This is a genomic window from Desulfitobacterium sp., assembly GCF_035539115.1.
GTDB lineage: Bacteria > Bacillota > Desulfitobacteriia > Desulfitobacteriales > Desulfitobacteriaceae > Desulfitobacterium_A.
Genome location: NZ_DATLJA010000032.1, coordinates 13,932 through 37,815 on the forward strand (window position 1 = coordinate 13,932; position 23,884 = coordinate 37,815).

Annotated in this window: 26 protein-coding genes; 22 read left to right on the forward strand and 4 right to left on the reverse strand. The window is 43.3% G+C overall.

Going from position 1 to position 23,884, the window contains the following annotated elements; genetic code table 11:
• Positions 1–108: 108 nt before the first annotated feature.
• The 9 genes from VM640_RS06120 to surE all read left to right on the forward strand — a co-directional run bounded on the left by VM640_RS06120 (position 109) and on the right by surE (position 8,410).
• A complete protein-coding gene (locus tag VM640_RS06120) occupies positions 109–2,388 on the forward strand; it encodes a M28 family metallopeptidase (RefSeq protein WP_325390540.1) in 2,280 nt (759 codons plus the stop codon).
• A gap of 67 nt (positions 2,389–2,455) precedes the next feature.
• Positions 2,456–2,695: a YkuS family protein gene (locus VM640_RS06125; protein ID WP_325390541.1), complete on the forward strand. Its 240-nt coding sequence runs from the start codon at positions 2,456–2,458 to the stop codon at positions 2,693–2,695.
• Positions 2,696–2,903: 208 nt separating this feature from the next.
• On the forward strand, positions 2,904–3,062 hold the full coding sequence (locus VM640_RS06130; protein ID WP_325390542.1) for a hypothetical protein: 159 nt from the start codon (positions 2,904–2,906) through the stop codon (positions 3,060–3,062).
• A 523-nt stretch (positions 3,063–3,585) separates the two neighbouring features.
• On the forward strand, positions 3,586–4,863 hold the full coding sequence (locus tag VM640_RS06135; protein WP_325390543.1) for a class I SAM-dependent rRNA methyltransferase: 1,278 nt from the start codon (positions 3,586–3,588) through the stop codon (positions 4,861–4,863).
• 85 nt (positions 4,864–4,948) lie between these two features.
• The gene (locus VM640_RS06140) at positions 4,949–5,401 is read left to right on the forward strand and encodes a Fur family transcriptional regulator (RefSeq protein WP_325390544.1); all 453 of its coding nucleotides are present in this window, start codon (positions 4,949–4,951) and stop codon (positions 5,399–5,401) included.
• 98 nt (positions 5,402–5,499) lie between these two features.
• Entirely contained in the window at positions 5,500–6,657 is a 1,158-nt protein-coding gene (locus VM640_RS06145; RefSeq protein ID WP_325390545.1) for a tetratricopeptide repeat protein, read from the forward strand.
• 243 nt (positions 6,658–6,900) lie between these two features.
• Entirely contained in the window at positions 6,901–7,461 is a 561-nt protein-coding gene (gene folE / locus VM640_RS06150; RefSeq protein ID WP_325390568.1) for a GTP cyclohydrolase I FolE, read from the forward strand.
• Positions 7,462–7,496: 35 nt separating this feature from the next.
• A complete protein-coding gene (locus tag VM640_RS06155) occupies positions 7,497–7,670 on the forward strand; it encodes a YpmA family protein (RefSeq protein WP_325390546.1) in 174 nt (57 codons plus the stop codon).
• Positions 7,671–7,684: 14 nt separating this feature from the next.
• A complete protein-coding gene (gene surE / locus VM640_RS06160) occupies positions 7,685–8,410 on the forward strand; it encodes a 5'/3'-nucleotidase SurE (RefSeq protein ID WP_325390569.1) in 726 nt (241 codons plus the stop codon).
• Between the two features lie 59 nt (positions 8,411–8,469).
• Here surE and VM640_RS06165 read toward each other — a convergent pair whose 3' ends face one another.
• Complete coding sequence (locus tag VM640_RS06165) at positions 8,470–8,691, reverse strand: alpha/beta-type small acid-soluble spore protein (RefSeq protein ID WP_325390547.1); 222 nt, start codon at positions 8,689–8,691, stop codon at positions 8,470–8,472.
• A gap of 119 nt (positions 8,692–8,810) precedes the next feature.
• Between VM640_RS06165 and VM640_RS06170 the strand changes: the two genes are divergently transcribed.
• Entirely contained in the window at positions 8,811–9,068 is a 258-nt protein-coding gene (locus VM640_RS06170) for a hypothetical protein (RefSeq protein WP_325390548.1), read from the forward strand.
• Here VM640_RS06170 and VM640_RS06175 read toward each other — a convergent pair.
• Entirely contained in the window at positions 9,065–10,597 is a 1,533-nt protein-coding gene (locus VM640_RS06175; protein WP_325390549.1) for a putative polysaccharide biosynthesis protein, read from the reverse strand. The two genes, VM640_RS06170 and VM640_RS06175, sit on opposite strands and share 4 nt — an antisense overlap.
• Before the next feature lie 204 nt (positions 10,598–10,801).
• On the opposite strand from VM640_RS06175, the gene iadA reads away from it, so the two are divergent.
• From iadA to VM640_RS06215, 8 genes are all read left to right on the forward strand, one after another.
• On the forward strand, positions 10,802–11,992 hold the full coding sequence (iadA, locus tag VM640_RS06180; RefSeq protein WP_325390550.1) for a beta-aspartyl-peptidase: 1,191 nt from the start codon (positions 10,802–10,804) through the stop codon (positions 11,990–11,992).
• Positions 11,993–12,082: 90 nt separating this feature from the next.
• Complete coding sequence (fusA, locus tag VM640_RS06185; RefSeq protein ID WP_325390551.1) at positions 12,083–14,098, forward strand: elongation factor G; 2,016 nt, start codon at positions 12,083–12,085, stop codon at positions 14,096–14,098.
• A gap of 189 nt (positions 14,099–14,287) precedes the next feature.
• Positions 14,288–14,848, forward strand: coding sequence for a helix-turn-helix domain-containing protein (locus tag VM640_RS06190; RefSeq protein ID WP_325390552.1), 561 nt, complete (start codon positions 14,288–14,290; stop codon positions 14,846–14,848).
• Positions 14,849–14,954: 106 nt separating this feature from the next.
• Positions 14,955–15,941 carry a UDP-glucose 4-epimerase GalE gene (galE, locus tag VM640_RS06195; RefSeq protein WP_325390553.1) on the forward strand — a complete coding sequence of 329 codons (987 nt, stop codon included), beginning with the start codon at positions 14,955–14,957 and terminating at the stop codon, positions 15,939–15,941.
• 52 nt (positions 15,942–15,993) lie between these two features.
• Positions 15,994–16,548, forward strand: a complete 555-nt coding sequence (locus VM640_RS06200; protein ID WP_325390554.1) for a flavodoxin family protein — start codon at positions 15,994–15,996, stop codon at positions 16,546–16,548.
• 126 nt (positions 16,549–16,674) lie between these two features.
• On the forward strand, positions 16,675–17,691 hold the full coding sequence (locus VM640_RS06205; protein WP_325390555.1) for a (Fe-S)-binding protein: 1,017 nt from the start codon (positions 16,675–16,677) through the stop codon (positions 17,689–17,691).
• Complete coding sequence (locus VM640_RS06210; RefSeq protein ID WP_325390556.1) at positions 17,688–18,932, forward strand: lactate utilization protein B; 1,245 nt, start codon at positions 17,688–17,690, stop codon at positions 18,930–18,932. Before VM640_RS06205 ends, VM640_RS06210 begins: the two co-directional genes overlap by 4 nt.
• 41 nt (positions 18,933–18,973) lie before the next feature.
• Positions 18,974–20,149 carry a DEAD/DEAH box helicase gene (locus tag VM640_RS06215; protein ID WP_325390557.1) on the forward strand — a complete coding sequence of 392 codons (1,176 nt, stop codon included), beginning with the start codon at positions 18,974–18,976 and terminating at the stop codon, positions 20,147–20,149.
• Positions 20,150–20,245: 96 nt separating this feature from the next.
• Here the strand turns inward: VM640_RS06215 and VM640_RS06220 are convergent, their stop codons facing one another.
• Both VM640_RS06220 and VM640_RS06225 read right to left on the reverse strand, forming a co-directional pair.
• Positions 20,246–21,205: a DMT family transporter gene (locus VM640_RS06220; protein WP_325390558.1), complete on the reverse strand. Its 960-nt coding sequence runs from the start codon at positions 21,203–21,205 to the stop codon at positions 20,246–20,248.
• A gap of 172 nt (positions 21,206–21,377) precedes the next feature.
• Positions 21,378–21,800 carry a CBS domain-containing protein gene (locus tag VM640_RS06225; RefSeq protein ID WP_325390559.1) on the reverse strand — a complete coding sequence of 141 codons (423 nt, stop codon included), beginning with the start codon at positions 21,798–21,800 and terminating at the stop codon, positions 21,378–21,380.
• 176 nt (positions 21,801–21,976) lie between these two features.
• On the opposite strand from VM640_RS06225, the gene VM640_RS06230 reads away from it, so the two are divergent.
• Genes VM640_RS06230 through VM640_RS06245 form a run of 4 tightly spaced genes read left to right on the forward strand, consistent with a single transcriptional unit; the run spans position 21,977 to position 23,882 of the window.
• Positions 21,977–22,969, forward strand: coding sequence for a bile acid:sodium symporter family protein (locus VM640_RS06230; protein ID WP_325390560.1), 993 nt, complete (start codon positions 21,977–21,979; stop codon positions 22,967–22,969).
• Between the two features lie 32 nt (positions 22,970–23,001).
• The gene (locus VM640_RS06235; protein ID WP_325390561.1) at positions 23,002–23,535 is read left to right on the forward strand and encodes a PIG-L deacetylase family protein; all 534 of its coding nucleotides are present in this window, start codon (positions 23,002–23,004) and stop codon (positions 23,533–23,535) included.
• Positions 23,536–23,570: 35 nt separating this feature from the next.
• Entirely contained in the window at positions 23,571–23,723 is a 153-nt protein-coding gene (locus VM640_RS06240) for a hypothetical protein (protein WP_325390562.1), read from the forward strand.
• 27 nt (positions 23,724–23,750) lie between these two features.
• Positions 23,751–23,882 (forward strand): hypothetical protein, encoded by a 132-nt coding sequence (locus VM640_RS06245; RefSeq protein ID WP_325390563.1) that lies wholly within the window; start codon positions 23,751–23,753, stop codon positions 23,880–23,882.
• Positions 23,883–23,884 lie beyond the last annotated feature (2 nt).

Here is a 23,884-nt window from a genome sequence, read left to right on the forward strand (position 1 = left end):
TCGGAATCATTATAACATAGAACTCAAGTATTAAAAAATTGGTCTATTCGTAGGTCCCTCCTCATAAAAATTGGCAAGCACAGTAAAGAAAAAAGGAGAAAGATTCGGATGAGGGGATTAAAGATCTGCGCAATATTTGGAGTAATGGTTTTTTTCCTGTTGGCTGGAACCTCTGTTGCTGATGCCTTACCCCAGCTACAAGAGTTAAGCTTTTCTTCCGGAAATGCTTATGAACATGCCCAGTACTTATCCGAAAAGATCGGCCCGCGACCCGCTGGGAGTAAGGGAGAACAAAAAGCGGCCCAATATATTTATTATGTACTGGAACAGGCGGGGTGGAAGGTCAAAGAACAACCCTTTAGTAAAGTTGTCGTTCAAAACAATCCACTTGATCCGGAAAATCGAATCCGAGTGATTAATAGCCAGAATATCATTGCCGAACTCCCAGGACAAAATCCCGAGACAGTGATTTTAGGAGCCCACTATGATTCTGCGGATACTTCAGCACCTGGAGCCTTGGATAATGCCTCCGGGGTGGGAGTTCTCCTAGAATTAGCAAAGGTGTTAGGAAGTAGTCCCCATCCAGAATCGTATCAGCTTATCTTTTTTGGCGCAGAAGAGGCTGGCTTGGTGGGGTCCGAGTATTTCGCTACGCAAGCCGATCTTTCAGCTGTTCAGTGGATGATCAATTTAGATATGGTGGGGTCTCCTCTGGAAATTGATGTGGCGGGAAAAACCTCAGCTCCTCCGGAATTAGTCCATCAGGTTGTAAGCGTTGTTAAGGACGAAGGCATGCCCTATCATCTCAGTCGAGATTTTTTGGTTATGACCCGGGAGGGAAGCCAAGGTGGAAACAGCGATTTTAGTCCATTCTTAGATCAGGGAATTCCGGCAGTCGGCTTTGGAATTTCAGGACGCCCAGAAGGATTTTATCACCGTCCCGAAGACCAAATGGGGAGAGTGTCCTTACAGGATATCGATCGAATTGGACAACTTATTTTGCAAATGCTCAAATCCGTTCACCTCTCGTCCTCAGGTCCTCAGACGTGGGATACTTCCTATCTTCCGTTCCAAATAGGTTCACACGTTTTCATTTTACCCACCTTGGGGTTACGTATCCTGTTTCTCCTCGTCTTCTTTTTTACAGGCTATCTTTTAATCAGGATCTTCAAGGGTACAGTCCGAATAAATTCTCAAGCTTGGGTTAAATATCTAGGCAGTGTGATGGCTCTGGCTATACTCTCGATTGCCATTGTAGGGCTTAGTGGTGTCGGCGAGTTATTATGGCAAAAAGTAAAAGGGACCGAAATTCTGTGGTTTGCTCATCCAGGTATCTTTTTAATCTCTCGAATCATGATCGTTACAAGTTTGATTCTCTTAACGATTTGGGTTCTCAAGAAAGTCCCGTTGTCCCAATCCAGTAATTTTTATTGGTTAGCAGCAACGGGATTATTGCTTTTGATCACAACTTTTTTGGCTCTTTATCGGCTTGACCTGGCGTTTCCATTTTTATTTTGGTTATTCTGTTTAGATCTCCTTTACTTTTGGCCGAATTTAATTTTAGTTATTCTTGCCCCCTATTTTATTTACCATATTCATTGGGAACTACTCAATTCACAGCAATGGACCAGCTTTTATGAAATAATCCATCAATATCCGCTCCTCTTTACGCTTCTTTATGCAGGCCTTCTACTCCCTGTTCTTTTTTCGGGGATGTATAGCTTATTCCGAAAACCTAAATTCCTCAAGCAGATTCTAAAAACAACACATCTTCCTGCGATAATCCTCCTCATTGCCAATTTGCTTATCCTGGGTTTTATTCCGAGTTATACGCGTACCTATCCTCAGACTGTCCACATTCAAAAGGAATGGGAAGGAAATAAAACGGCCCAGGTTCATATTGAATCAGGTGATTATATTCCTCACGACATCATCAAAGGACTTAATCAGGAGCACAGTAAAAATATTTATCTTCCGGCGCAAGCGGATAACCCGCCCATGAACTTGGAGGGTGTAATCCAAGATAAAGGGAGTCGCAATTTCAGTTTAAGCTTAAAAATGAATTATGTCCGTGAGCCCTACCAAGTTAAACTGAGAATTGAAAGTCCCCGTCCATTTCGAGTCACTCAGACCGATGATTTTTTACCGATGACTAAACTTCCCCGTAAAATAAAATTGGAGGGCCAAGAAAAAGCAGGTCAGTATGAGCTTATTATCGAGCGAACTCCGCCTCAGAAGTCGATTTTACAGGCCTCAATCGAAGGGAAAGGTAAGATCCGGGTCATTGCTGAAGTGAGTTTCGCCGACCTGAAGCCCAGCTTAATTATGGAAAAGCCAAATCTATCCGTGGATTATTTAGAAATCTATCGTTCTGAATTTGAATTTTGACTGGGAAATTTTCAACGGTATAGATAAAGGAAGAGAACAAAAAATAGCTGTAGAGGAGGTCGAGAAAATGTACAAAAAAGTAGCAGTTGAAGAAGGACTTTCCAACGTTGTTCAAGCCTTACATGCCTCTGGATTCCATACGACTTCCCTTGAAGGGGATGACCTTGTTAATGTCCGCGCCGTCATTGTCAAGGGGGATAGTACGGACATTTTAGCGTCTCCTGCGAATCTGCGTGTTCCGATCATTAATGCTTCAGGACGAAGCGCAGAGGAAGTTGTGGAAGTTTTAAGAGATCGCCTTTCCTAGCGCTTTTTCCACTAAGGTTTTTAAGTTAATCGTCTCGAGGCAAGGGCGTGTTCCTAAGGGACACGCCCTTGTTATTTGCATACGGGTGTGGCTGATTGGACATAACTACCATATAATGGAATAGGGAATTTTCTCAATCCAAATGAATGGTTTTTACAATCATTCTTGTCGTCTGCGGTCTTTTAATTTTATGAAAGGAGAGATGAAAATGGGCTTTGGGTTCATCCCTTTCGGTCTTGGTCTCGGCGTAGGGTTTGGGCTGGGTGCGTTAACTTCCCCGGTTAGAGGTTATCCCTACCCTTATCCGGGATATTATGGGTATGGGTATCCCCCTGGACTGTATGGAGGGTATCCTTATGGTTATTAGACCCTGATGCTGCGGTGTAGCATCATCAGAGGATGAAGAAGGTTGGGTCGTGTAGCTTCTCACACATCTGTTCTCTTAGCCGCTCTGGTGCTGGCACACTTGCTTCCGTGGGAGCTTTGCCAAACCCTTCTGCTTTCTGCAAGTTCGTCGCTCCTGTGCGTCCCGAACAGTCCAGTGAACTGTTCGCCCTTTAGGTTGCACCCGCGAAATCGTTCACTTCTATGCGAGAAGCTACGCTTTTAGGTCTTTAATTGGAAGGACATCCCGCCGCTTGCATCCAGCAGTTATGCCTAGCTTGGTCTGCGAGCGTACGTCTGAGCATCTGTAACGTAACTCTGCTTGCAAGAATCCCAGAAACAACCTATTTGACATGAATAGACCTAAGACTTTTTCAGTGTAAAAATAGGAAGAAAACAAAATAGCATAAAAAGAGTTAAGATAAGGGAAGCATGCCTTCCCTTATCTTTAGGTTCAGAGTATATTTGATAATGAAACTTACATCAGTGAAAGCGAGGATCCAATCTTGAACGAAGTAAAAGTGTACTTAACTCAGAACAGACGTAAACGACTAGAACAAGGGCATCCTTGGATTTATAAAAGCGAGATTGCCAAAATCGAGGGCGATCCAAGTGATGAGCAGGATTGTGTGGAGGTTCTAAACCATGCAGGCTTTTTTTTAGCTCAAGGATTATATAACCCTAATTCTCAAATTGCAGTCCGTATCCTATCTTATCATCGAGAAGAGATCAACCCCGCCTGGTTTTATGAGCGAGTGAATAAGGCTTGGCAACGGAGAAAGTGGTTATTACCAGAAGTGACTTCTTGCCGAGTCATTTATGGCGAAGCTGATTTTTTACCGGGGGTTATTGTCGATAAGTATGAAGATATCTTAGTGGTTCAAATCTTATTCCGCGGTATGGACCGCCGAAGAGAATGGCTATTTCAAGCCTTGAGAGAGGTATTTCAGCCGCGTGGGATTTATGAGCGTAGCGATGTCGCAGTTCGCGAACTCGAAGGTTTAGAACAACGAACAGGATTTGTGGGCGAAGCGTTCGACACGGTCGTGACAGTGCAAGAAAATGGAATAAAAGTTACTGTGGATGTCGCAGAAGGACAGAAGACCGGATATTTTTTTGATCAGCGAGAAAATCGAGCTTTCTTAAAGCCGTTAATGAAAGGTTGGGGAGAACGGAGAGGAATCCAACTCCAGAACGGTGTACCCTTCGATAAAAAAGGAAAGGAAATTAAAAATCCGTTTTGGGATGGAGCGGAAGTCCTTGATTGCTTTTCCCATACGGGTTCGTTTATGCTTCATGCCTGTCACTATGGTGCAAAAAAGGTAACCTGCGTTGAGATATCGGAACGGGCGATCGAAATGGCGCGTCATAATGCGTTACAAAATGGATTCTTACACCGGACAGAGTTTGTTGAGGCGAACGTTTTCAATTATTTAAGGGAGCAAGTAAAGGAAGAAAAGTCATGGGATGTCGTGATTCTTGATCCTCCTGCTTTCGCTAAGAGCCGTAAGACCTTACCAGGAGCCTTACGAGGTTACAAGGAAATTAACCTTCAAGGGTTAAAGCTGGTGAGGACGGGTGGAATTCTGGTGAGTGCCTCTTGTTCTTATCATCTGAGTGAAGAGGAGTTTCTCGAGATGATTTCGAAAGCAGCGGTCGATGCTAAAAAAGTTCTCCGTCTTATTGAATTCCGGAGAGCAGGGAAGGATCATCCAATTTTGTTAGGAAGCCCGGAAACGAATTATCTGAAATTTGCAGCCTTTGAGGTTTTCGATCGTTCGTGACTCACTAAAATTAAGCGATTTTCTTTGCAAAATAGAATGTGAGGAATATAATAAAGATAAGTGGGATATATGAGGAGGAAGGAATATGGCGGATGAGCAAGAAATATATCAGGTTATTTGTGATCGGCTACGAAATAATTCCTATAAATTAACTCCTCAGCGTCAAACCATTTTAAGGACTTTTATGGACAATGCGGCTCGACACTTGAGTGCTGAAGATGTTTATTCACTCGTTAAGCACGAGTATCCAGATATGGGATTGGCAACCGTGTATAGGACATTGGACTTATTGGCTGAGCTGGGGATCTTACAAAAGAATGATTTCGGAGATGGCTGTAGTCGCTATGAATTCTCGCGCAAGAATGAACATCATCACCACCATTTGATTTGTTTAAATTGCGGGGAAGTTTCTGAATTTGATGATGATCTTCTAGAATCGTTGGAAGCTGTAATTTTTAAGCGAAATCATTTTAAAGTCGTCGATCATGACCTCAAATTTCTCGGATATTGCCAGAAATGTCAAAGCACGTTAGAATAGACGTGCTTTTTTGACGGAATAACGCGCAAAGTAAATAAAGGAAAAATATCCCATAAGGCGAAGTTATTTACTAAAATATAGTAAAGGAGCGACGCCTTATGTTTCCTCTGACAACCAGTCCGAAAGTTTCTTGGCAAAGGAAATTTTCCTGGATAGCTCGTTTCGAAAATTGGAGTTGGATATTTTCTGGGAACTTGGAAAAGTCGATCAAAAGTTGGTTACAGCTCCTTGAAAGTGAATCCAATCGGCCTCAACTTCAGATTGTGCGACGTCTCATTGAACATGAAGTCTATCAAGAGGCTAGGGATTACTTAGAGAAATTTATCGGGATCGATGAGGGCCAAAATGCAGAGATCTATTATTTGATGGCTCGATGCTATATGGCTCAAGGTCTAATTCTTGAGGCGATGGGAAAGATCCAATATGCTTTAGATAAAGAGCCACAGAATGCTCTATATTTGGAGATGGAAGCCAATATTGAATTGGAGCAAGGAGATTGGCCGGCGGCAATTGCAACTTTAAATAAAGCGCTGCGGACAAATCCCCAAAATTCAGAAATACTCTTTAGGTTAGGTACAGTTTATACCTACCATGGGGAACACCAAGAAGCATTGCGTTGCTATCAAGGCTGCTGCAAAATTAAACCTCACCGGGCGGAATATTGGGAAATGAAAGCGGAGAGCCATGTCCAGTTACGACAAATGGCTCAAGCAGTGGTTAGTTTTGATCGGGCACTTCGCTATGGGGTAAATCCTGACGTCGTGGCTCGTTTAGCTTATTGCTATGTTCAACTCAATGAGTTGAAGAAAGGAATTCATTATTTCAAGTTGGTGCTGAAGCACGAACCAGATCATTATGATGCTCTCTGCAATTTAGCGGCTGTTTATCAAAACCTGGGGCAGTCTCTCGAAGCGTTGCATTTTCAGGAAAAAGCATATTCTTTATGTAAAAACGATCCAATTCTACTCAATAATATGGCCTATACCTTGGTTCAACTTGGAAGGTCACGTAAGGCTACGGAATATTATCAAGAAGCATTAAAAATCGCGCAAGAAAATCCTTTAATTCTTTATAATTTGGCGGTTTGCCATGTTCAAAAAGGAAGCTGGGAGGCGGGCATCGATACCCTGGGACGTTTACTGAAAATCGAGCCTGACCATCCTGAAGGATGGGCTTTGCTTGGAAATATTTATGAGCAACGCTCAGAATATGAGCGTGCTATCGACTGTTTTAACCGGTCTTTAAAATTGGCTTAGTCGCAGAATTTGCCCTGTGTTCTGGAGCGCTATTTCTTCAATGACGCCAAGTGAAGAGAGGGCGCTTTATTTTTCTTAGCTCAATGGACGCGTTATAACTTCTTTTCGAACTCCCCGTTTCCTTTTTCTGTCGAAAATGATAAAATAAATCACGTAAACTCAAATAATTAATGATAAAATAAAAAGAAAATCAAGATAATTCTAAAAACTTTGGAAGTATGGGGGAGGAAAGGCATCTTGGGTATGGACATGGAAAAGATTGAAGAAGCGGTTCATATGATTCTGGAGGCGATTGGGGAGGATCCAGAGCGAGAAGGTTTACGTGATACGCCAAAACGGGTGGCACGGATGTATGCTGAAGTGTTTTCAGGATTACACGAAGACCCCAGCCAGCATTTACAAGTTCAATTCTCAGAGGATCACGAAGAGATGGTTCTTGTCAAAGATATTCCTATCTATTCGATGTGTGAACACCATCTTATACCATTCTATGGCAAGGCTCATGTGGCCTATATTCCCCGCAAAGGAAAAATTACTGGACTTTCGAAATTGGCTAGAGTTGTCGAAGGGTTTGCCAAACGTCCGCAACTTCAAGAACGCTTAACTTCCCAGATCGCAGATTCGGTTATGGCTATGTTAGAACCGCGCGGAGTTTTAGTTGTTATTGAAGCAGAACACATGTGTATGACCATGCGGGGGGTCAAGAAACCAGGCTCCAGAACTATAACCTCAGCTGTTCGGGGGATATTTAAGACAAGCCAAGCTACACGTGCCGAAGCCTTTTCTTTGATTGAGCATAAATAAGGGTATACTAGGTTTAGCAGGAGAAGAGGTAAATCATGGAACACGAAAAAGGGAAACTGGAGTTAATATCGACGCAACGGGTTCATGCCCATCCAGAAATGTATAAGGTTGTAGATTTTCTTAATAAAAATTTAAAAGAACACCATTTGATGTTTGGACTAACAAAAAAAGAAGAAAGCATGGTTATCTCTATCTACGAGGTGGACTAACCATGAGGATGAAAATGCGCATTTTACTGACCAATGATGATGGCTTTTATGCGAGGGGCTTGCAAACCCTTTGGCAGGTTCTTGCTGAGGACGAAACGTTCGATGTATCCACTGTTGCACCAGAAAATCAAAAATCAGCAACAGGACACTCGATCACCCTTAATGAACCGATTTTTGTCACAGAACAACAAAAGAAGGGTCACAAAGGGTTTGCCGTACGAGGTAATCCTGCTGACTGTGTAAAACTAGCGCTTCAAGGAGAGCTCATTCCGAGACCAGACCTCGTTATTTCAGGCATTAATAATGGACCTAATCTCGGCACCGACGTTTTTTATTCAGGAACGGTTTCGGCTGCGATGGAAGGCGTTTTATTAGGTATTCCTTCGATTGCGGTGTCTTTGGCAGGCTATAATGGCGACGATTATGAAGATGCAGCACGTTTTGTCCATCATTTTCTGAAACAGAATAACTTCATCGAGGGTGGTCTGCTCAATATTAATATTCCTCCTCTTCCTGCAAATGAATGGAAGGGAGTTAAATTTACGAAATTAGGTAAGGCCGTTTATAATAATGTCTTTGAACATCGATTAGATCCTCGTGGACGATCCTATTTTTGGCAAGCCGGTTCCTTAGCTCCGGAAACCGACCCGGAAACTGATCTTTATGCCCTTCAACAAGAATACGTTTCAATTACACCGATGCATTCTGATCTTACGGATTACCGTAAACTGAAAATATGAGTTAAAAAAGAGGAAGGAGTATTGCTGTTATGCCGTACTCCTTCGCTAATTCAATTTAACTATAACCCGTTTTTGAGGTCTCCTTCAGCTCTGCGGATCATGGCTTTAACCATACTACCACCAATTCGCCCTCCAACATGTCCACATTCTCGAGAAGTCATGTTGGCCCAACCTTTGGTTTGAATTTTGTCGGTTAAGCCTAATTCCGAGGCGACCTCATATTTGAAATCGTCCAAAACAGATTGGGGTAAAATGCCGGAATTGCGATTACTTCGACTCATAAATGAAGCACTTCCTTTCCTCTGTTCTTGAGACATCATTATTTTAACCAAATATGGATTGATTATTGTACAAAAAATCTGGGGGATTTTATTCTAAACTGGTATTGGAGGAAGATGTCATGATTATTGGAGCTTTTTTGGTTTACTTCCTACTCTTTGTATTTATTTTTACTTCCCCGGAAAAGTTGAAACGGAAAGATAAGCGGATGAAGCATCTTTTTTTCATACCAGCAATCATTGCCCTCGTTATGACCTCACTTACCGTGTTAAAAGTCTATTTCATTTATAAGATTCTGATACTCTTATTCACGGGATTTACCCTACTTCTAAGTTACTGGCAATGGGGTGCTCAAATCAAACGCTGGTGGGAAAGTTAATAAGGAATATATCTACCAACCCAGGGTATTCTTCGAAGCTCCGCGGGGGTAATCCCGCCATTCAAAAGAAGGATAGCTAAATAACTGGCAAGGCCTAAGCAAATCTGAATTAAGATAAGCCAAGGCTGGGTAAAAATACTGAGCATGCGAAAAAGGAACATCATGCCAATTCCTGCGCTGATGGGCTGGAGAAAAAAACGCGGGAAATCGATCACCATACCTGTATAGCGAATAAGCGCTCCGAGATTCAGGAGAGCCATGATCAAGTAACCAAGGACATAGGCGAGAGCTGTACCAGTCAGACCCCAAGTCGGTTGAGCGGTTAAGACATAGAGGATGGGAATGCGCAGCAGGGCTGAGATGATTGAATGAATAACCGGTAGATAGAATTTACCAAGTCCTTGGAGAATGCCCGTAGTGGTCTGCTGGAGATAGGAAAAGATTCCCCCTAAAGTTAGAATCCTGAGAATTGGAGCGATATTTTCACTTTTGAAGAAAGCAGTTAAGGGAGTCGCAGAATCAAAGAGTATAAGCAAACAGGGGAGACCGATGAGGATGGTTAAACGAATGGCCTCGCTACTGCGTGCTTTAACGACTTGGTATTGTTTCCGAGCGGAGGCCTCTGAAATTGCGGGGACAAGGGAGGTTGCTAAGGCGAAGGTGAAAACACTCGGAAAACTCAGCAAAGTAAAGGCCGATCCGCCGAGTTGTCCAAATAATGTGGTCGCTTCACGAGCACTATACCCCGCGATCTGTAAGCGCTGGGGGATGAGCATCGCATCTAACGAGGATAAGCCGGTGGAGATGAGGCGCCCTGCCGTAACCGGCGAGGATAAGGTAAAAAGCTCTTTAAGGACTTGGGCCGACTGGGTCGGGAGTTCTTGTTGCGAGAGCTTTATTTTTTTTGCCTTGTAAAGAATCGAAATGACCAAGAGACCTACAAACTCGCCGACTAACATACCAAGAGCTAAGCCGACGGCAGCCCATTCTGCACCGCGAGGAGATAGGATTAAGGCAGACGAAAAACCGATAAGGACGCGGAAGATTTGTTCACAGATTTGACTAAGCGCCGTTGGCAGCATGTTCTGGCTTCCTTGAAAGTAGCCACGAAAAGCTGACGATATTGAAACGACAAAAATGGCGGGGGTACAAACGAGAAAGACCCTTAAAACTCGAGGATCAGGGAAGAGGCGGTGAGCAAGATAGGGCGAAAGAAAATAAAGCGACAATGCCACAATCCCACCCGCTATCGTTAAATAGGTGAGTGCTAACCGAAAGATATGTTGGGCACGGGCTAAGCGATTCAAAGAAAGAGCTTCGGAAACCATCTTCGATATGGCAAGGGGTATTCCAGCAGTGGTGAGAACCAAGGCCATCATATAAACAGGAAAAACCATATTAAATAAGCCATAGGCCTCGCCACCAATACGTGTCATGATGAGATATTGATAAATGAACCCTAAAATTCGGTTCAGAAGATTTGCGGCAAATAGAATTGTTGCACCATAGACAAAAGTGCGTCTAGCCATCGTTTCCTCCACTTTTTGTTGTCCTGGTTATGTATAACTCTATGCCCTGAGTGGAGAATCAATGACAAGAGAAAATTATCTAAACAGAAGAGGGTTAACAGGATTTTGCGGGTGCGATGGAGAAATACCTTTACAATGATCCTCTGATAAAGAATATTTTGGAAACAAGCGGGACATTCTATTCTCGAATTGGAGGGAGTCAATATGTGGCAACTCATCAGGAATGCACAGATCTATACACCAGAACGGAGTGAGAAGCATGACCTTCTCATTGTGGAAGAACGGGTTGCCGCTATTGGGAATGATTTAACCCTTCCCTCGTATGTGGAGGGTGAAGTTTTTGATCTCCAAGGGCAATCTCTCGTACCTGGCTTTATTGATGCGCATGTTCATATTTGTGGTGGTGGTGGAGAGGCTGGACCGAGTTCGAGGACGCCGGAGATTCAACTCTCGCAATTAACCCAAGCGGGTATCACGACGGTTGTTGGCTGTTTAGGTACCGATGCTATCTCTCACTCGATGGAGGAACTTTACATTAAGGCAAGAGCTCTCGAAAACGAAGGATTGACTACCTTTATTTATAGTGGCGCTTATCAAGCCAATCGTACTCTGATGAAGAACCTACGCCAGGATTTAGTGCTAAACGAGAAAGTAATTGGTGCTGGCGAGATCGCGATTTCCGATCACCGCTCTGCCCAACCTCAAATCGCCGAACTCGAACACCTTGCAGCAGAAGCCCGTGTTGGCGGAATGCTCGGTGGCAAGGCAGGGGTTGTCCATCTTCACCTAGGCGAAGGGAAAAAAGGAATTGAGCCGATTCAACGAATTTTAGAGGAAACAGAGATTCCGATTATTCAATTCATGCCGACTCATATGAATCGGACTTATTCTTTATTGGAACAAGGAATAGAATTCTTAAAATCCGGTGGAAATATTGATTTTACGGCAGGTTGTGATGATTTTCCAGAGGATCTTCAGGTTCCTTATGTCTTATATCTTTTATCTGAGCGTAAACTGTTTAATGATCGTGTAACCGTAACTTCTGATGGCAATGGGAGCATGCCTCAGTATAATGACAAAGGAGAATTAGTGGGCATGGGAATTGGCTCAGTGCGTGTCTTGTGGAGAGATATTCGCGAAGCCGTAAGAAAATATAAGCTTGCGCTCGAAGTAGCCTTGCGAGCTATAACTTCTAATCCAGCCCTTGTACTTCAGCTTCCGCAAAAAGGACTGATTCGGACGGGATTTGATGCTGATCTGGTCGTTTTAGATTCTAACTTAGAGATTCAGAACGTCTGGTCTCGGGGAAAGCTGATGGTTCGTCATGGTCAACCTATCGCTTTTGGTCAATATGAAAAAACGCTTAGCGAAAACTATAAAAATGTAGAAGTTTAAACCAATTTATCTTCAGACTGAATAAACTCCGTCGATTAGTAGGTAAAAGGGAAACCTTTTCTGTATAAAACGTCAAGGAGGATGATTGTCTTGAAGAATTATGACACTCTTAGTTTGCGGAATGTTTGTCTGGTCGGCCACGGTGGATCAGGAAAGACTTCTTTGACTGAAGCCTTTCTATTTACCTCAGGCGCGATATCCCGGATGGGGAAGGTTATGGAAGGAAACACAGTTTCAGATTCGCTACCTGAAGAAATTAAGCATAAGGTTTCAATCAGTACAAGTCATGTTCCGGTGGAATGGCAAGAAGTTAAGATCAATATCTTGGATACTCCAGGGTACTCGGATTTTCTGAGTGAAGTTAAATCTGCGCTTCGGGTTGTTGAGAGCGGGGTGCTTGTTCTTTGCGGTGTTTCAGGGATTGAAGTGCAAACGGAGATCCACATGGACCTGATGGAAGAACAAAAGCTACCCCGCCTTATTTTTATTAATAAACTTGAGCGTGAGAATGCGAATTATCAAAAAGTCATAGATCAATTGAAAGGAAAATTTCCCCAGACTCGTTTTGCTCCTTTGCATATTCCGATCGGACAGGAAGCTCAATTCCAAGGGGTTATCGATATCTGCACACGGAAGGCGTATTACTATGAAAATAATGCGAGCGGTAAATATACAATAAAAGACGTTCCCCCAGAGTATCAAGCAGAAATGGAGCAGTTACGGGATGTGTTAGCGGAAGCTGTCGCTGAGGCTGACGATGAAATCCTTACAAAATACCTGGACGGTCAGCCTTTAAGCGACGAAGAACTCCAAAAGGCCTTAAACAAAGCTTTTGCTCAAAATCTTGTTGTTCCGGTTTTAGCGGGTTCTGCCCTTAAAAATATCGGGATAGCCAACCTCCTCAATTTCCTCGCTAAAAATGCTCCTGTTCCCGAAGTCCGAACGGAAAAGTGCGCACTAGTCTTTAAAACCCTTGCTGATCCCTACGTTGGCAAAATGAACTTTCTACGCGTTTATGGAGGAAAGTTTCAGACGGATCAAATGATCTATAATTCTGCACGGGATACTGAGGAAAGATTAGGAAATCTTTTCTTGATCAAAGGGAAAAATCAGGAACCAGTTTCAATGATAGCGGCTGGGGATGTCGCAGTTGTGGCTAAACTTCAAGAAGTAGGAACAGGAGAAACCCTTTGCGCCAAGGAAAAACCAGTGCAATTGAGAGGAATTGATTTTCCGGAACCTCGACTTGCGGTTACAATTGAACCCAAAAGCAAGGGTGATGAGGATAAGCTGGGTAGCGCCCTAGCTCGGTTAATAGAAGAGGACCCAAGCATGCGCACAAAGAAAAATACAGAAACGAAGGAACTATTGCTTTTGGGTATGGGGGAAATGCACCTCGAGATTCTGATGGAGAAATTGCAACGTAAATTTGGAGTTGCGGTCAATACACGAGTGCCTAAAGTACCATATCGCGAGACGATTCGTAAGCCAGTTAAAGTGGAAGGCAAGCATAAAAAACAAAGTGGTGGCCATGGGCAATTCGGACACGTGTGGTTAACCCTTGAACCTTTAAATGATGGTGAGTTTGAATTTGCGGAAGAAGTATTTGGCGGATCCGTACCTAAACAGTATTTTCCAGCGGTTGAAAAAGGAATCCGGGAAGCGATGACGGAAGGTATTTTGGCTGGATATCCGGTGACAGGCTTAAGGGCTATCCTTTACGATGGATCTTATCATAGCGTAGATTCCTCTGAAATGGCCTTTAAATTAGCAGCCACTCTAGCGTTTAAAAAGGGAACAGAATTAGCTCAACCAGTGCTTCTAGAGCCCATCGTGAAGGTTGAGGTATGGGTCCCCGAATTATTCATGGGGGATGTTATCGGCGATTTGAACAGTAAACGGGGAAGAGTTCTTGGGCTGGAAGCGGACGGTAAGTATCAAAGGATTCAGGCCCATGTTCCTCAATCGGAAATGATGCGCTATGCCATTGACCTTAAATCCTTGACCCAGGGAAGAGGTAGCTTCAATATGGAGTTCCTCAAATATGAAGAGGTTCCCCCTAAAATCAGTGAAACAATTATTAGTCAGCTTAAGTCGGCCCGCTAACACACAACAATATGTAATCCGAATAAGCTCTTGCCCAAGACTCTGGGTGAGAGCTTATTCGTGTTATTATTTGCATAAATTATTAATGATAGAAAGGATAGTAGTCTGTAAGTGCCGAATATTCGAATAATTGGATAAAGTAAATTGATATTGATTATCTATAAAGGAGAAAAAGAGGGAGGAGTTACTGTGTCTTCTAGAGTTTATGTAGGGATTATCGGTGCTGGAAAAGGAGGAACGTCAATCTATAAAATCTTAAGAGGGATTGAGCATGTTGAAGTTATAATGGTTTGTGATATTTCGGATAAAGCACCCGGAATTATGATAGCCAGCCATGATGGGATTCAGACCTGCAGCTCAATTGAAGTGTTTTGTCAGCAAGAGATGGACGTCATTATCGAGGCGACAGGGGTACCTGAGGTGCAGCAAAGGATAGAGAAATTGAAATCACGTCACACCTCGCTCATGGAAGCGGAAGGGGCCAATCTAATGATGCATATCATTAAGGAAAAAGAGAATTTATCCGAAATCAAACGCCTCCAGGTAAAACTTGATACCATCCTCAGCTCAGCGCAGGAGGCCATTGAAGTGGCGGATATTGAGGAACTCATGCCTTTAGACGTGCTTGAAAAGAAAATGATCCGTTTAGCTTTACAACGTTATGGCGAATCTGTCGAAGGAAAAAAGAAGGCGGCTCAGACATTAAATATCTCCTTAGCAACACTTTATAATAAAATAAAGACCTTTTGAGACACGAAAGATGGTAATATATAATTGGTTTGTTCGTGAAATTATTAGTTTAGAGATATGAATAGTTAACTCTGTTAAATTATTTCGGATTACTGGAGGAAATTTCATGGCGGTTTTGGTGACTGGTGGGGCTGGGTACATAGGCAGTCATACTGTAGCTGAATTTCAAGCGCAAGGGGAAGAGGTCATCGTTCTAGATAACTTAGAAAAAGGGCATGCTAAAGCCGTTTTAGCTCCGAGGTTTTATGTCGGAGATTTACGCGATTCCAACCTCTTAGACCAGATTTTTGCTAAACACGCCATCGAGGCGGTAATTCACTTCGCTGCAGATTCTCTTGTGGGCGAAAGTGTTTCTGATCCTCTTAAATATTATCAAAATAATGTGGCCTCCACTCTAAATTTACTCACAAAAATGAAGGAATACGGAGTGCACCAAATCGTTTTCTCCTCAACGGCCGCAACCTATGGCGAGCCTCAGCGCATCCCAATCCAAGAATCAGATCCGACTCTACCTACAAATCCTTATGGCGAAACAAAACTTGCCATCGAAAAGATGCTCCGCTGGTGTGATCAAGCCTATGGAATTCATTTCGTTGCTTTACGCTATTTTAATGCCGCAGGTGCTGATCCGAAGGGGGGAATCGGCGAAGATCATCATCCAGAATCTCATCTTATTCCACTCATTTTCCAAGTAGCCTTAGGACAGCGTGAATCAATCACAATTTTTGGAGATGATTATCCAACTTCGGATGGTACCTGTGTCCGGGATTATATTCATGTACTAGATCTAGCCCAGGCCCATCGACTTGCGCTCAACAAACTCCGCAAAACCCATAAAAGTGGGATCTATAACCTCGGGAATGGTCAAGGATTCTCCGTTTTAGAGGTGATTGAAACTGCGCGTCGTGTTACCGGACACCCTATACCGGCGCGAAAAGGTACCCGACGGGCTGGAGATCCTGCAGTCTTGATAGCTTCCTCGTATTTAGCGCAAGAAGAGCTGGGCTGGATGCCGAAATGGAACCGTCTAGAGCAGATTTTGGAAACCGCCTGGAATTGGCACAGCAGTCATCCACAGGGATTTAAGGAGTAACATTCGAAAAAACCCAAAAAGAAAACCTAAAATAAGAAAAGGAATGAATTAAATGAAAGTGCTTATTTTGACCAGTAGCCCTAATATTGAAGGCTTAACTGCAAGCTGTGGTTTAGCTGCTAAAGCGGCCGCAGAGAAAGTGGGCGCAGAAGCGACACTTATTAATCTCAATAAACTTCAGATTGGAAATTGTCATGCCTGTGGAAATGGCTGGGGAACGTGTGGCTCAAAACATACTTGCCAAATCAAGGACGATTTTCAAGATTTGCATGCCTCTTTAGCCGATTATGATGCCTTTGTTTTAATTACTCCAGTTTATTGGGGAGAAATGAGTGAATCCGCCAAAGCTTTCTTAGATCGCGTTCGACGTAGCGAAGCGAAGAAGAAAGAAAAAACCTTTTTTGAGGGGAAACCTGTGATTGCTGTTGCTGCGGCAGGGGGGAGTGGCAATGGCTTAACGACGTGCCTCACTTCGATGGAACGTTTTCTCCAGCATGTTCGGGCCGTGAAATTTGATCTAATTGGTGTTACGCAAAAGAGTCGGGGTTATAAACTCAACACAATTCACGAAGCCGTGTGTGCAATGATCTCACGACTCAAAGAGTAAGGACGACTTTCAAATAATACATTATACATGGCCTAATTCAGTTTACGAACCTCCCTTTTATTAGGTAAAATAAATAGAAATGTTTTTCTTTACTTTTGAATGCTAATAAAAGGGGTGGTGGAGTCAATGGCAACACAACCGATAGAGGAGCTAGGCCATGTTGAGCGAAAACTCCCAGCGGTTTTAGAGATTATTCGTGAAAATATTATGAAACACGGGAATCCACTTGCCTTAAATGGAACAGAAGTGTCCTCTTGGGCAAAGAATATGAATTTACCGAAGACTGGTGATTTGCTTTTTTATACAGGGGGAGAATATCAACTCCTTCCGTTTATTGATTCTCTGGTTAAGACGATAAGTGTTGTCGATCAGGGCAGTAAACTTTTCGCAATGGCAATCGGCGTACGCAACTCTCTGGAGAAAGCAACAGGCATCAATGCCGAAAAAATTTACGCGTCAGTTCTTTCACAGGATAAAGAACGCTATCAAACGATTAATACGAAAGCCGCTCGTATTCTTCAGTCTCTCGGATATGATTTATGCTATTCTGGAGATGAAGAGCTTTACAGCGGGGCTCTACTCTATGAATTGGGCTACTGGGAAGATTTAAAAGAATATGCGCCACGAGTTCAGCGCGTTTTACAAAAAAGTGGGGCAAAAACGTTGGTTTGTCTCTCTCCCCATGCTGCTGAAGTGCTTAAATTTGTTTATCCCAAACTCGGAATATCCTTAAATATTGAAATAAAAACGTTCGTTGAGCTTGTTTGGGAACAAAGGTACAAACTTGAACAGGCTTCCTCCGCACCTACAGTGGTGATTCATGATTCCTGCCGGTTAGCGCGAGAGCTCCATATTACAGAAGAGTTGCGTGATATTTTAACGGCCGTTGGCATTGAATTTCGCGAAGCTGAACGGAGCAAAGAATGGACGACATGTTGTGGCGGACCGAGCAAACTTCTTTTCCCGCAGCTCTCCCATACCATGGCCGAACGACGGGTCAAGGAACTCCAGGAAACCGGGGCAGAACTAATGCTCACCTCTTGCCCCTATTGCTTATCGGCGCTTGAAGGAGCTCTTGAGAAAAAAGATAAAAATCAAGCCGTGGATCTGATTGAATTTTTATATAGGGGGATCGCACGATGAGTAATTCTCAAAAGTCGGGAAAGCAGGAAAAGGTTGATTTGCAAAAAGGCTTTACTGATTATACCAAAGAGTTGGAGCGCGCCCGTAAAGACGAAAACATCCGCACCGCTATCTCCCGAGCTGTCAAGGCCTATCGTGCAACGACGGATAGTACTATGGCGCGTTATCCCCAAACTCCAGAACTTGCAGCAGAGGTTCGTGAGATTAAAACCAACGCGGTTGCTCATCAAGAGGAACTTCTCAAACAAGCGATGGAATCAGTTGCAAGAAATCATGGCAAAGCCTTCTTTGCCAAAGATAAACATGAGGCTCTTTTGATTGCCAGTGAAATCATCGGCACAGGGAAAACGGTAGTCAAGGGCAAAAGCATGCTTGGAGAAGAACTTCACCTCCGGGAATACTTGGAAGGGGTCGGCAATGAGGTTTGGGAAACAGATTTAGGGGAATTTATTCTCCAGCTTAAAAAAGACCGTCCAATGCATATTCTATCTCCTGCGATCCATGTCCCCCGGGAGATGGTTGCGGAAATCTTCTCCACGTTTTTTCAGAAAGAGGTTAAGCCTGATATTGCCGAGGAAGTCAGCGTTGTGCGTGAGTTCATGCGCGAGAAATACTTCAACGCGGATGTCGGCATCAGTGGCTCGAATGTCGTTGCTGCGGATACAGGGGCTTTTGTTATTATTGAAAACGAAGGAAACGTACGCTTATCCACTTCAGCGCCTCCTGTTCATTTGCTTTTCGTGGGGATAGAAAAGATTGTGCCTACCTTTCAGGACGCCATGAAAGTAGCCGAAGTGACCTGGCGTTATGCTCAATATCCAATTCCGGCTTATGTAAGTATCATTACGGGTCCGAGTAAAACCGGGGATATCGAGAAAGTAACCACTTATGGAGCACATGGTCCTAAAGAGTTTTATGTGGTCTTCGTTGATAATGGCCGTAGCGCGATGGCGGCAGATAATGACGTTAAGCAAGCTTTACACTGTTTACGCTGCGGAGGGTGTATGTATGAATGCCCAGTATTTCAAGTTACGGCAGGCACGTTTGGGGAAACCTATCTCGGTGGCATCGGCGTAATCTGGGATGCTTTCGTTGCTGGTGGACTGGAACAAGCTGCCCCTGGAATTTATACTTGCCTGCGTTGTGGTCGCTGTGTTGAACGCTGTGGCATGCAAATTAATGTACCAGCTATGGTCGGTGAACTGCGGAATCGGTTAACCAGCGGTCAGTCCATGGACTGAAGGTAAACTATAAAGTTAAGCTAGATAGGATGAAGTAAAGTATGGAAACATCATTTGCACAATTAGGGATCAATCCGCCTCTCGTCGAGGCCCTCAAAATAGCGGGAGTCGTTGAGCCGACCGAGATTCAGAAAAAAACAATTCCGTTCGTCTTAGACCAACGCGACGTTATCGGACAATCCGAAACCGGATCTGGCAAAACCTTAGCTTATCTGCTTCCGATTATGCAGAGGATCGATCCCTTGAAAAAGGAAAATCAAGCTCTGATCTTGACTCCTACCCATGAACTTGCCCTTCAAGTTCACCGACAAATTCAAAGTTTAGCTCAACATTCAGGCGGAACAATCACTTCTGCTGCAATTATCGGTAATGTCAATATTACGCGTCAAATCGAAAAACTCAAAGAAAAACCTCATATCCTAGTCGGTTCTGCTGGACGGGTCTTAGAACTTATCCAGAAAAAAAAGATTTCCTCACAAACTCTTAAAACGGTCGTACTTGACGAAGCTGACCGTCTACTTGATGAAAAAAATAATCAGATGGTAAAGGCGGTGCTCAAGACTACACTTAAAGATCGCCAGTTACTTTTGTTTTCTGCTACTTTATCTCGCGAAGCTTTAGAGCGTGCCTCGATTGTTTTAAAGGATCCCGCAGTTATCCGCATTACCGAGAAAGCGAGTGTTGCCCCCTTAATCACGCATCAATACTTTACCTGTGAACAGCGTGATAAGTTTGAAGTACTACGAAAGTTAGTTCGCCATCTCAATCCTTCACGCGCTTTAATCTTCATTAATAAAAGTGAGGAAATCGAGCGAACAGTTGAAAAACTCAAATTTCATGGATTGGACGCCCAGGCGATCTCTGGAGCTTCCCACAAGGTGGATCGGCGTAAGGCGATGGAGGATTTCCAGACGGGTAAAGTTCATTTACTCGTGGCCTCCGATCTAGCCGCGCGGGGCTTGGATATTAAGGATGTGACCTATATCTTTAATCTCGATATTCCTGAAGATCCCCAGCTTTATCTTCATCGGGTGGGGAGAACGGCGCGAGCAGGGAAGAGTGGAACAGCGATTTCTCTCGCCACCGAAAAGGAAATCTACTTTATTCATAAGATAGAGAACACCTTTAAGATTGCCATTGAGCTTAAAAAATTGTCACAAGGAAAAGTTTTTGATTCTCACCCACGCTCCTCCTCGAACCCATCACGCAAAAGGTAATTTCCAGAGAAGTTTCGTTAAAGGGGGCATATATTTGAAGGAACTAGACACAATAATTGCCTAGTTCCTTTTATGACTCCAAGAATCTTAGAAAATTTAAATCGTTTGATTCGTGTTCTTACTTTCTACAAGTTGCGGGGACTGAATTGAAGATTTCGCGAGCGAAAGAATGACCCCAAAAATCACGAGGATAAATCCGAGCCAATGATAAACAAATAAAGACTCTTTAAGGATAAAAACGCTGAGACTAATACTGAAAATATACTGCATATTATTAAGTATCGTAGCCTGACCACTGCCAATTTTTTGAATTCCATAAAGATTGAGGAAGAACGCGATACCCGCTGCGAAGCACCCCATGTAGATAACTAAAAGCCATCCTGTCAGAGAGAGATGCCAAGTAAAGGAATTCATCTGATAGAGACCCAGGGGAATTAACGTCACAGTCGCGAAAATAATAGAATATCCACTCGTGACGATGGAGGAGAACTTTTTCATGATGTCTTGACCCACAATATTAAATAGGCTGATACACACAACATTGATTAATAAATACAACTCGCCCCTACCCATTTTAAACGATAAAAGGTGAAGCAGATCCCCCTGGGTGAAGACGATAACGAGACCTAAAAAGGAAGTAAAAATACCCCAGACTTGAAACTTGGAAGGTTTAGTCTTGCAAATTAAAAATAACATGGCATTGGTCATCGCCGGGAGAGTGGCCAGAATTACAGATGCATTCGTGCCTGTAGTCTCCGCTAAGCCTAAAATTAAAGAAATATAAGGAATCGTGATTCCTATTAAACTGATCACAATCAATTGGAACAGCTCTTTTTTTGTGGGCTTAGGAGCTCGTTTGATAGCAGGCCATGTGATCGGAAGAAGAATGATCAAACCTAAGATAGCGCGAATTGCTGATAAGGTAACAGGAGGAATTGTCCCTGCGATTAATCGACCAGCAATGATGTTCCCTCCATAAATCAGCGCAGAAAGAAGTATGGCGACAATGGCTTTAAAATGCGTGCTTTTGATGGTGTTGGCTGTAAAGTTTAACATGGTGTGAACTCCTCTAATTATCCTGATGATATTGATGTGAAAATTGACCCGAGAAATATTATACACCACATTACGCACGTGCAGAAATTTAATTACACGCGAACAAAAGGAGTAGGCTACACTCCTCTCGAAGAGGATGTAGTTTACTCCTTTTGTTAACGGTCTTACTTGCTTAGTGCTGAACACCTTCAGAAATGCCACTGAGCGCTTCGCCCGCCTCATTCACGTGAATGGACTGGACGGCGATGTCACCAATCGCCAGATAGCCGACGAGTTGATTATTTTCAACTACGGGTAATCTACGAATCTGATTTTCCGCCATCAAATCAGACGCTTGATGAATATCAGTATCTGGAGAAACACTTCTTACTTCCTGGGTCATCACTTCATTAGCCTTTGTGGTTTTGGGATCTTTTCCCTGGGCGATCGCTCGAATCAAAATATCGCGATCCGTAATCATTCCTATCACTTGTTGTCCTTGACAGACGGGGACAGAACCGATATCAGATGAAGCTAAAATTTGAGCAACCTCTTCCAGAGATTGATTAGGTTTAACCCATTTTACATTTTGTGACATTAAATCGCGAACCTTCATTACCCTACCTCCTTATAATTTTAACCTTTAGGTATTTTCCGACCGTGGGCGTTAGAATATACCTTTTGCATTATTAATTTTGTTGAGAAAATTACAGGGTTGAAACCTTTTGCCTGTTCAAGTACACTAAAACAAGGTGCTCAAAGAGTAGGTGTCCTAGAAATCGAGGAGAAATTATGCTGAGTTATCTTGCTGCCTGGAACCGCTGGCTCGGAAAGCGAATGTTTTTTGTAACGTTAATCGCCCTAATCATCGGGTTTAACTTTAGCTTGCCGAATTTCCTTTTATCACAAAATGTGACGCTATTTTGTTTTATTTATTTAACCTTTATAACCTCCCTTGATATTCATTTTAAGGATTTGCTAAGGATAATTAAGCACCCGGTTCTTCCGATCGGTATGCTTATCCTCATACATGCCGTCATGCCGATCATCGCTGGAGGGATTGGCTTTTTATTTTATCCCCAGGATTTCTACACGCGACTGGGTTTTTTGATCAGTTCGGTTATTCCTATTGGACTTACCTCAATCGTCTGGACAGGAATAGCAGGGGGAGATGTTGTTCTCGCTTTGGTGGTCGTCATGCTCGACACCTTGCTTAGTCCGCTCATTCTTCCTGGTTTTTTTTCGCTCGTGTTGGGTCAGAGTCTTGCCTTGGACTACTCTCAGATGGTCTTAGAACTGATCGAGATGGTCGCCTTGCCAAGTTTAGCTGGAATGGCCCTCAATGATATTACGAAAGGCAAGGTGGACAACTTCTCCCATTCTATCGGGGGACTGACGGCTAAAATTGGGGTCTTTTTCATCATCTTAATTAATGCTGCCAATATTGCTCCGAATATTGTGTGGGGAATTTCGATCTTGAAACTCTTGCTGGTAATCCTTTTACTGATGTTGTGTGGTTATTTAGTCGGCTATCTGGCGTCGTTTGCTTTACGCAATCGCACTCGCGCCACTGTGCTTACGATGATATTTAATGTAGGTATGCGTAACATCAATTTTGGGTTTGTCCTAGCGATAACGTATTTCCCGATTGCGGTTGCCATTCCCGTCACTTTAGCTTCCGTTTTTAATCAACCTCTGGCCTCAATTTTTGCCTGGTTTTCTGTTCGCAACGCTCCCGAGGATGCGAATGTGAGGATCGAGAAAGTAGTCATGAAAGATCAATAATTTTGAAGAAATAGTCATCGAAAATCGAGTGAATGAAGGGTAGTGACAACATGCGTATTCTTGGCCTTGGAGCGCATCCTGATGATTTAGAAATTAACTGTGGGGGGACTCTTGCCCGGTTCCATCAACTTGGGCATCAAGTGGTGATGGCCTTTGCCTGTAGCGGCGATAAAGGACACTTCCGAATTCCTCCCGCTGAACTTGCGGAAATCCGCAAACAGGAGGCACAGGAAGCCGCAGCCGTAATTCAAGCCAAAAGTATTTGGCTCGGATACCAGGATGGAGAAATCGTCGGAGAATCACTTCAAAACCGCGACATTTTTATCGATCTGATTCGCCAAGTTCAACCGGATCTCATTCTAACGCACAGCCCCGTCGATTATCATGCCGATCATACGGCCGTCAGCCGACTGGTGGTCGATGCTGCATTTATGAGTACCGTTCCTCATCTTAAAACCCGTTATCCTGCGCTTAACGACGTGCCCCAAATTTACTTCATCGAACCTTATGGGGGTATGGCGTTTCAACCGGATGTTTATGTGATATCGAACCCGCATATACTTTAAAACTGACCATGCTTGCCAAGCATCAAAGCCAGGTTGTGTGGCTACAGGAACATGATGGCAAGGATATCTTAGAGTACCTAAAAATAAGTGCCCTTTATCGTGGCATGCAATGTGGAAAAACCTATGCCGAAGGGTTTATACGCTATCAAGCATCTTTGAAAGGATTGACGGAGCGTTTATTGCCTTAAAGAGAATGAATTAAGGAAGTGAAATTTTTGCAGAAAATGAGCTACTTAGTTGTGGGTGATATAAATGTCGATCTCATTTTCAAAGGAGTTCAAGCTCCTCCTGCAATGGGTCAAGAGATTTTTGTTCCGAGCATGGAAGCGCAGACAACAAATAATTAGAA

Coding starts and splice junctions, on each gene's coding strand:
- VM640_RS06120 (WP_325390540.1), top strand. CDS start 109: ATGAGGGGATTAAAGATCTGCGCAATATTTGGAGTAATGGTTTTTTTC.
- VM640_RS06125 (WP_325390541.1), top strand. CDS start 2,456: ATGTACAAAAAAGTAGCAGTTGAAGAAGGACTTTCCAACGTTGTTCAA.
- VM640_RS06130 (WP_325390542.1), top strand. CDS start 2,904: ATGGGCTTTGGGTTCATCCCTTTCGGTCTTGGTCTCGGCGTAGGGTTT.
- VM640_RS06140 (WP_325390544.1), top strand. CDS start 4,949: ATGGCGGATGAGCAAGAAATATATCAGGTTATTTGTGATCGGCTACGA.
- VM640_RS06145 (WP_325390545.1), top strand. CDS start 5,500: ATGTTTCCTCTGACAACCAGTCCGAAAGTTTCTTGGCAAAGGAAATTT.
- folE (WP_325390568.1), top strand. CDS start 6,901: ATGGACATGGAAAAGATTGAAGAAGCGGTTCATATGATTCTGGAGGCG.
- VM640_RS06155 (WP_325390546.1), top strand. CDS start 7,497: ATGGAACACGAAAAAGGGAAACTGGAGTTAATATCGACGCAACGGGTT.
- surE (WP_325390569.1), top strand. CDS start 7,685: ATGCGCATTTTACTGACCAATGATGATGGCTTTTATGCGAGGGGCTTG.
- VM640_RS06165 (WP_325390547.1), bottom strand. CDS start 8,691: ATGAGTCGAAGTAATCGCAATTCCGGCATTTTACCCCAATCTGTTTTG.
- VM640_RS06170 (WP_325390548.1), top strand. CDS start 8,811: ATGATTATTGGAGCTTTTTTGGTTTACTTCCTACTCTTTGTATTTATT.
- VM640_RS06175 (WP_325390549.1), bottom strand. CDS start 10,597: ATGGCTAGACGCACTTTTGTCTATGGTGCAACAATTCTATTTGCCGCA.
- iadA (WP_325390550.1), top strand. CDS start 10,802: ATGTGGCAACTCATCAGGAATGCACAGATCTATACACCAGAACGGAGT.
- galE (WP_325390553.1), top strand. CDS start 14,955: ATGGCGGTTTTGGTGACTGGTGGGGCTGGGTACATAGGCAGTCATACT.
- VM640_RS06200 (WP_325390554.1), top strand. CDS start 15,994: ATGAAAGTGCTTATTTTGACCAGTAGCCCTAATATTGAAGGCTTAACT.
- VM640_RS06205 (WP_325390555.1), top strand. CDS start 16,675: ATGGCAACACAACCGATAGAGGAGCTAGGCCATGTTGAGCGAAAACTC.
- VM640_RS06210 (WP_325390556.1), top strand. CDS start 17,688: ATGAGTAATTCTCAAAAGTCGGGAAAGCAGGAAAAGGTTGATTTGCAA.
- VM640_RS06215 (WP_325390557.1), top strand. CDS start 18,974: ATGGAAACATCATTTGCACAATTAGGGATCAATCCGCCTCTCGTCGAG.
- VM640_RS06220 (WP_325390558.1), bottom strand. CDS start 21,205: ATGTTAAACTTTACAGCCAACACCATCAAAAGCACGCATTTTAAAGCC.
- VM640_RS06225 (WP_325390559.1), bottom strand. CDS start 21,800: ATGAAGGTTCGCGATTTAATGTCACAAAATGTAAAATGGGTTAAACCT.
- VM640_RS06230 (WP_325390560.1), top strand. CDS start 21,977: ATGCTGAGTTATCTTGCTGCCTGGAACCGCTGGCTCGGAAAGCGAATG.
- VM640_RS06235 (WP_325390561.1), top strand. CDS start 23,002: ATGAAGGGTAGTGACAACATGCGTATTCTTGGCCTTGGAGCGCATCCT.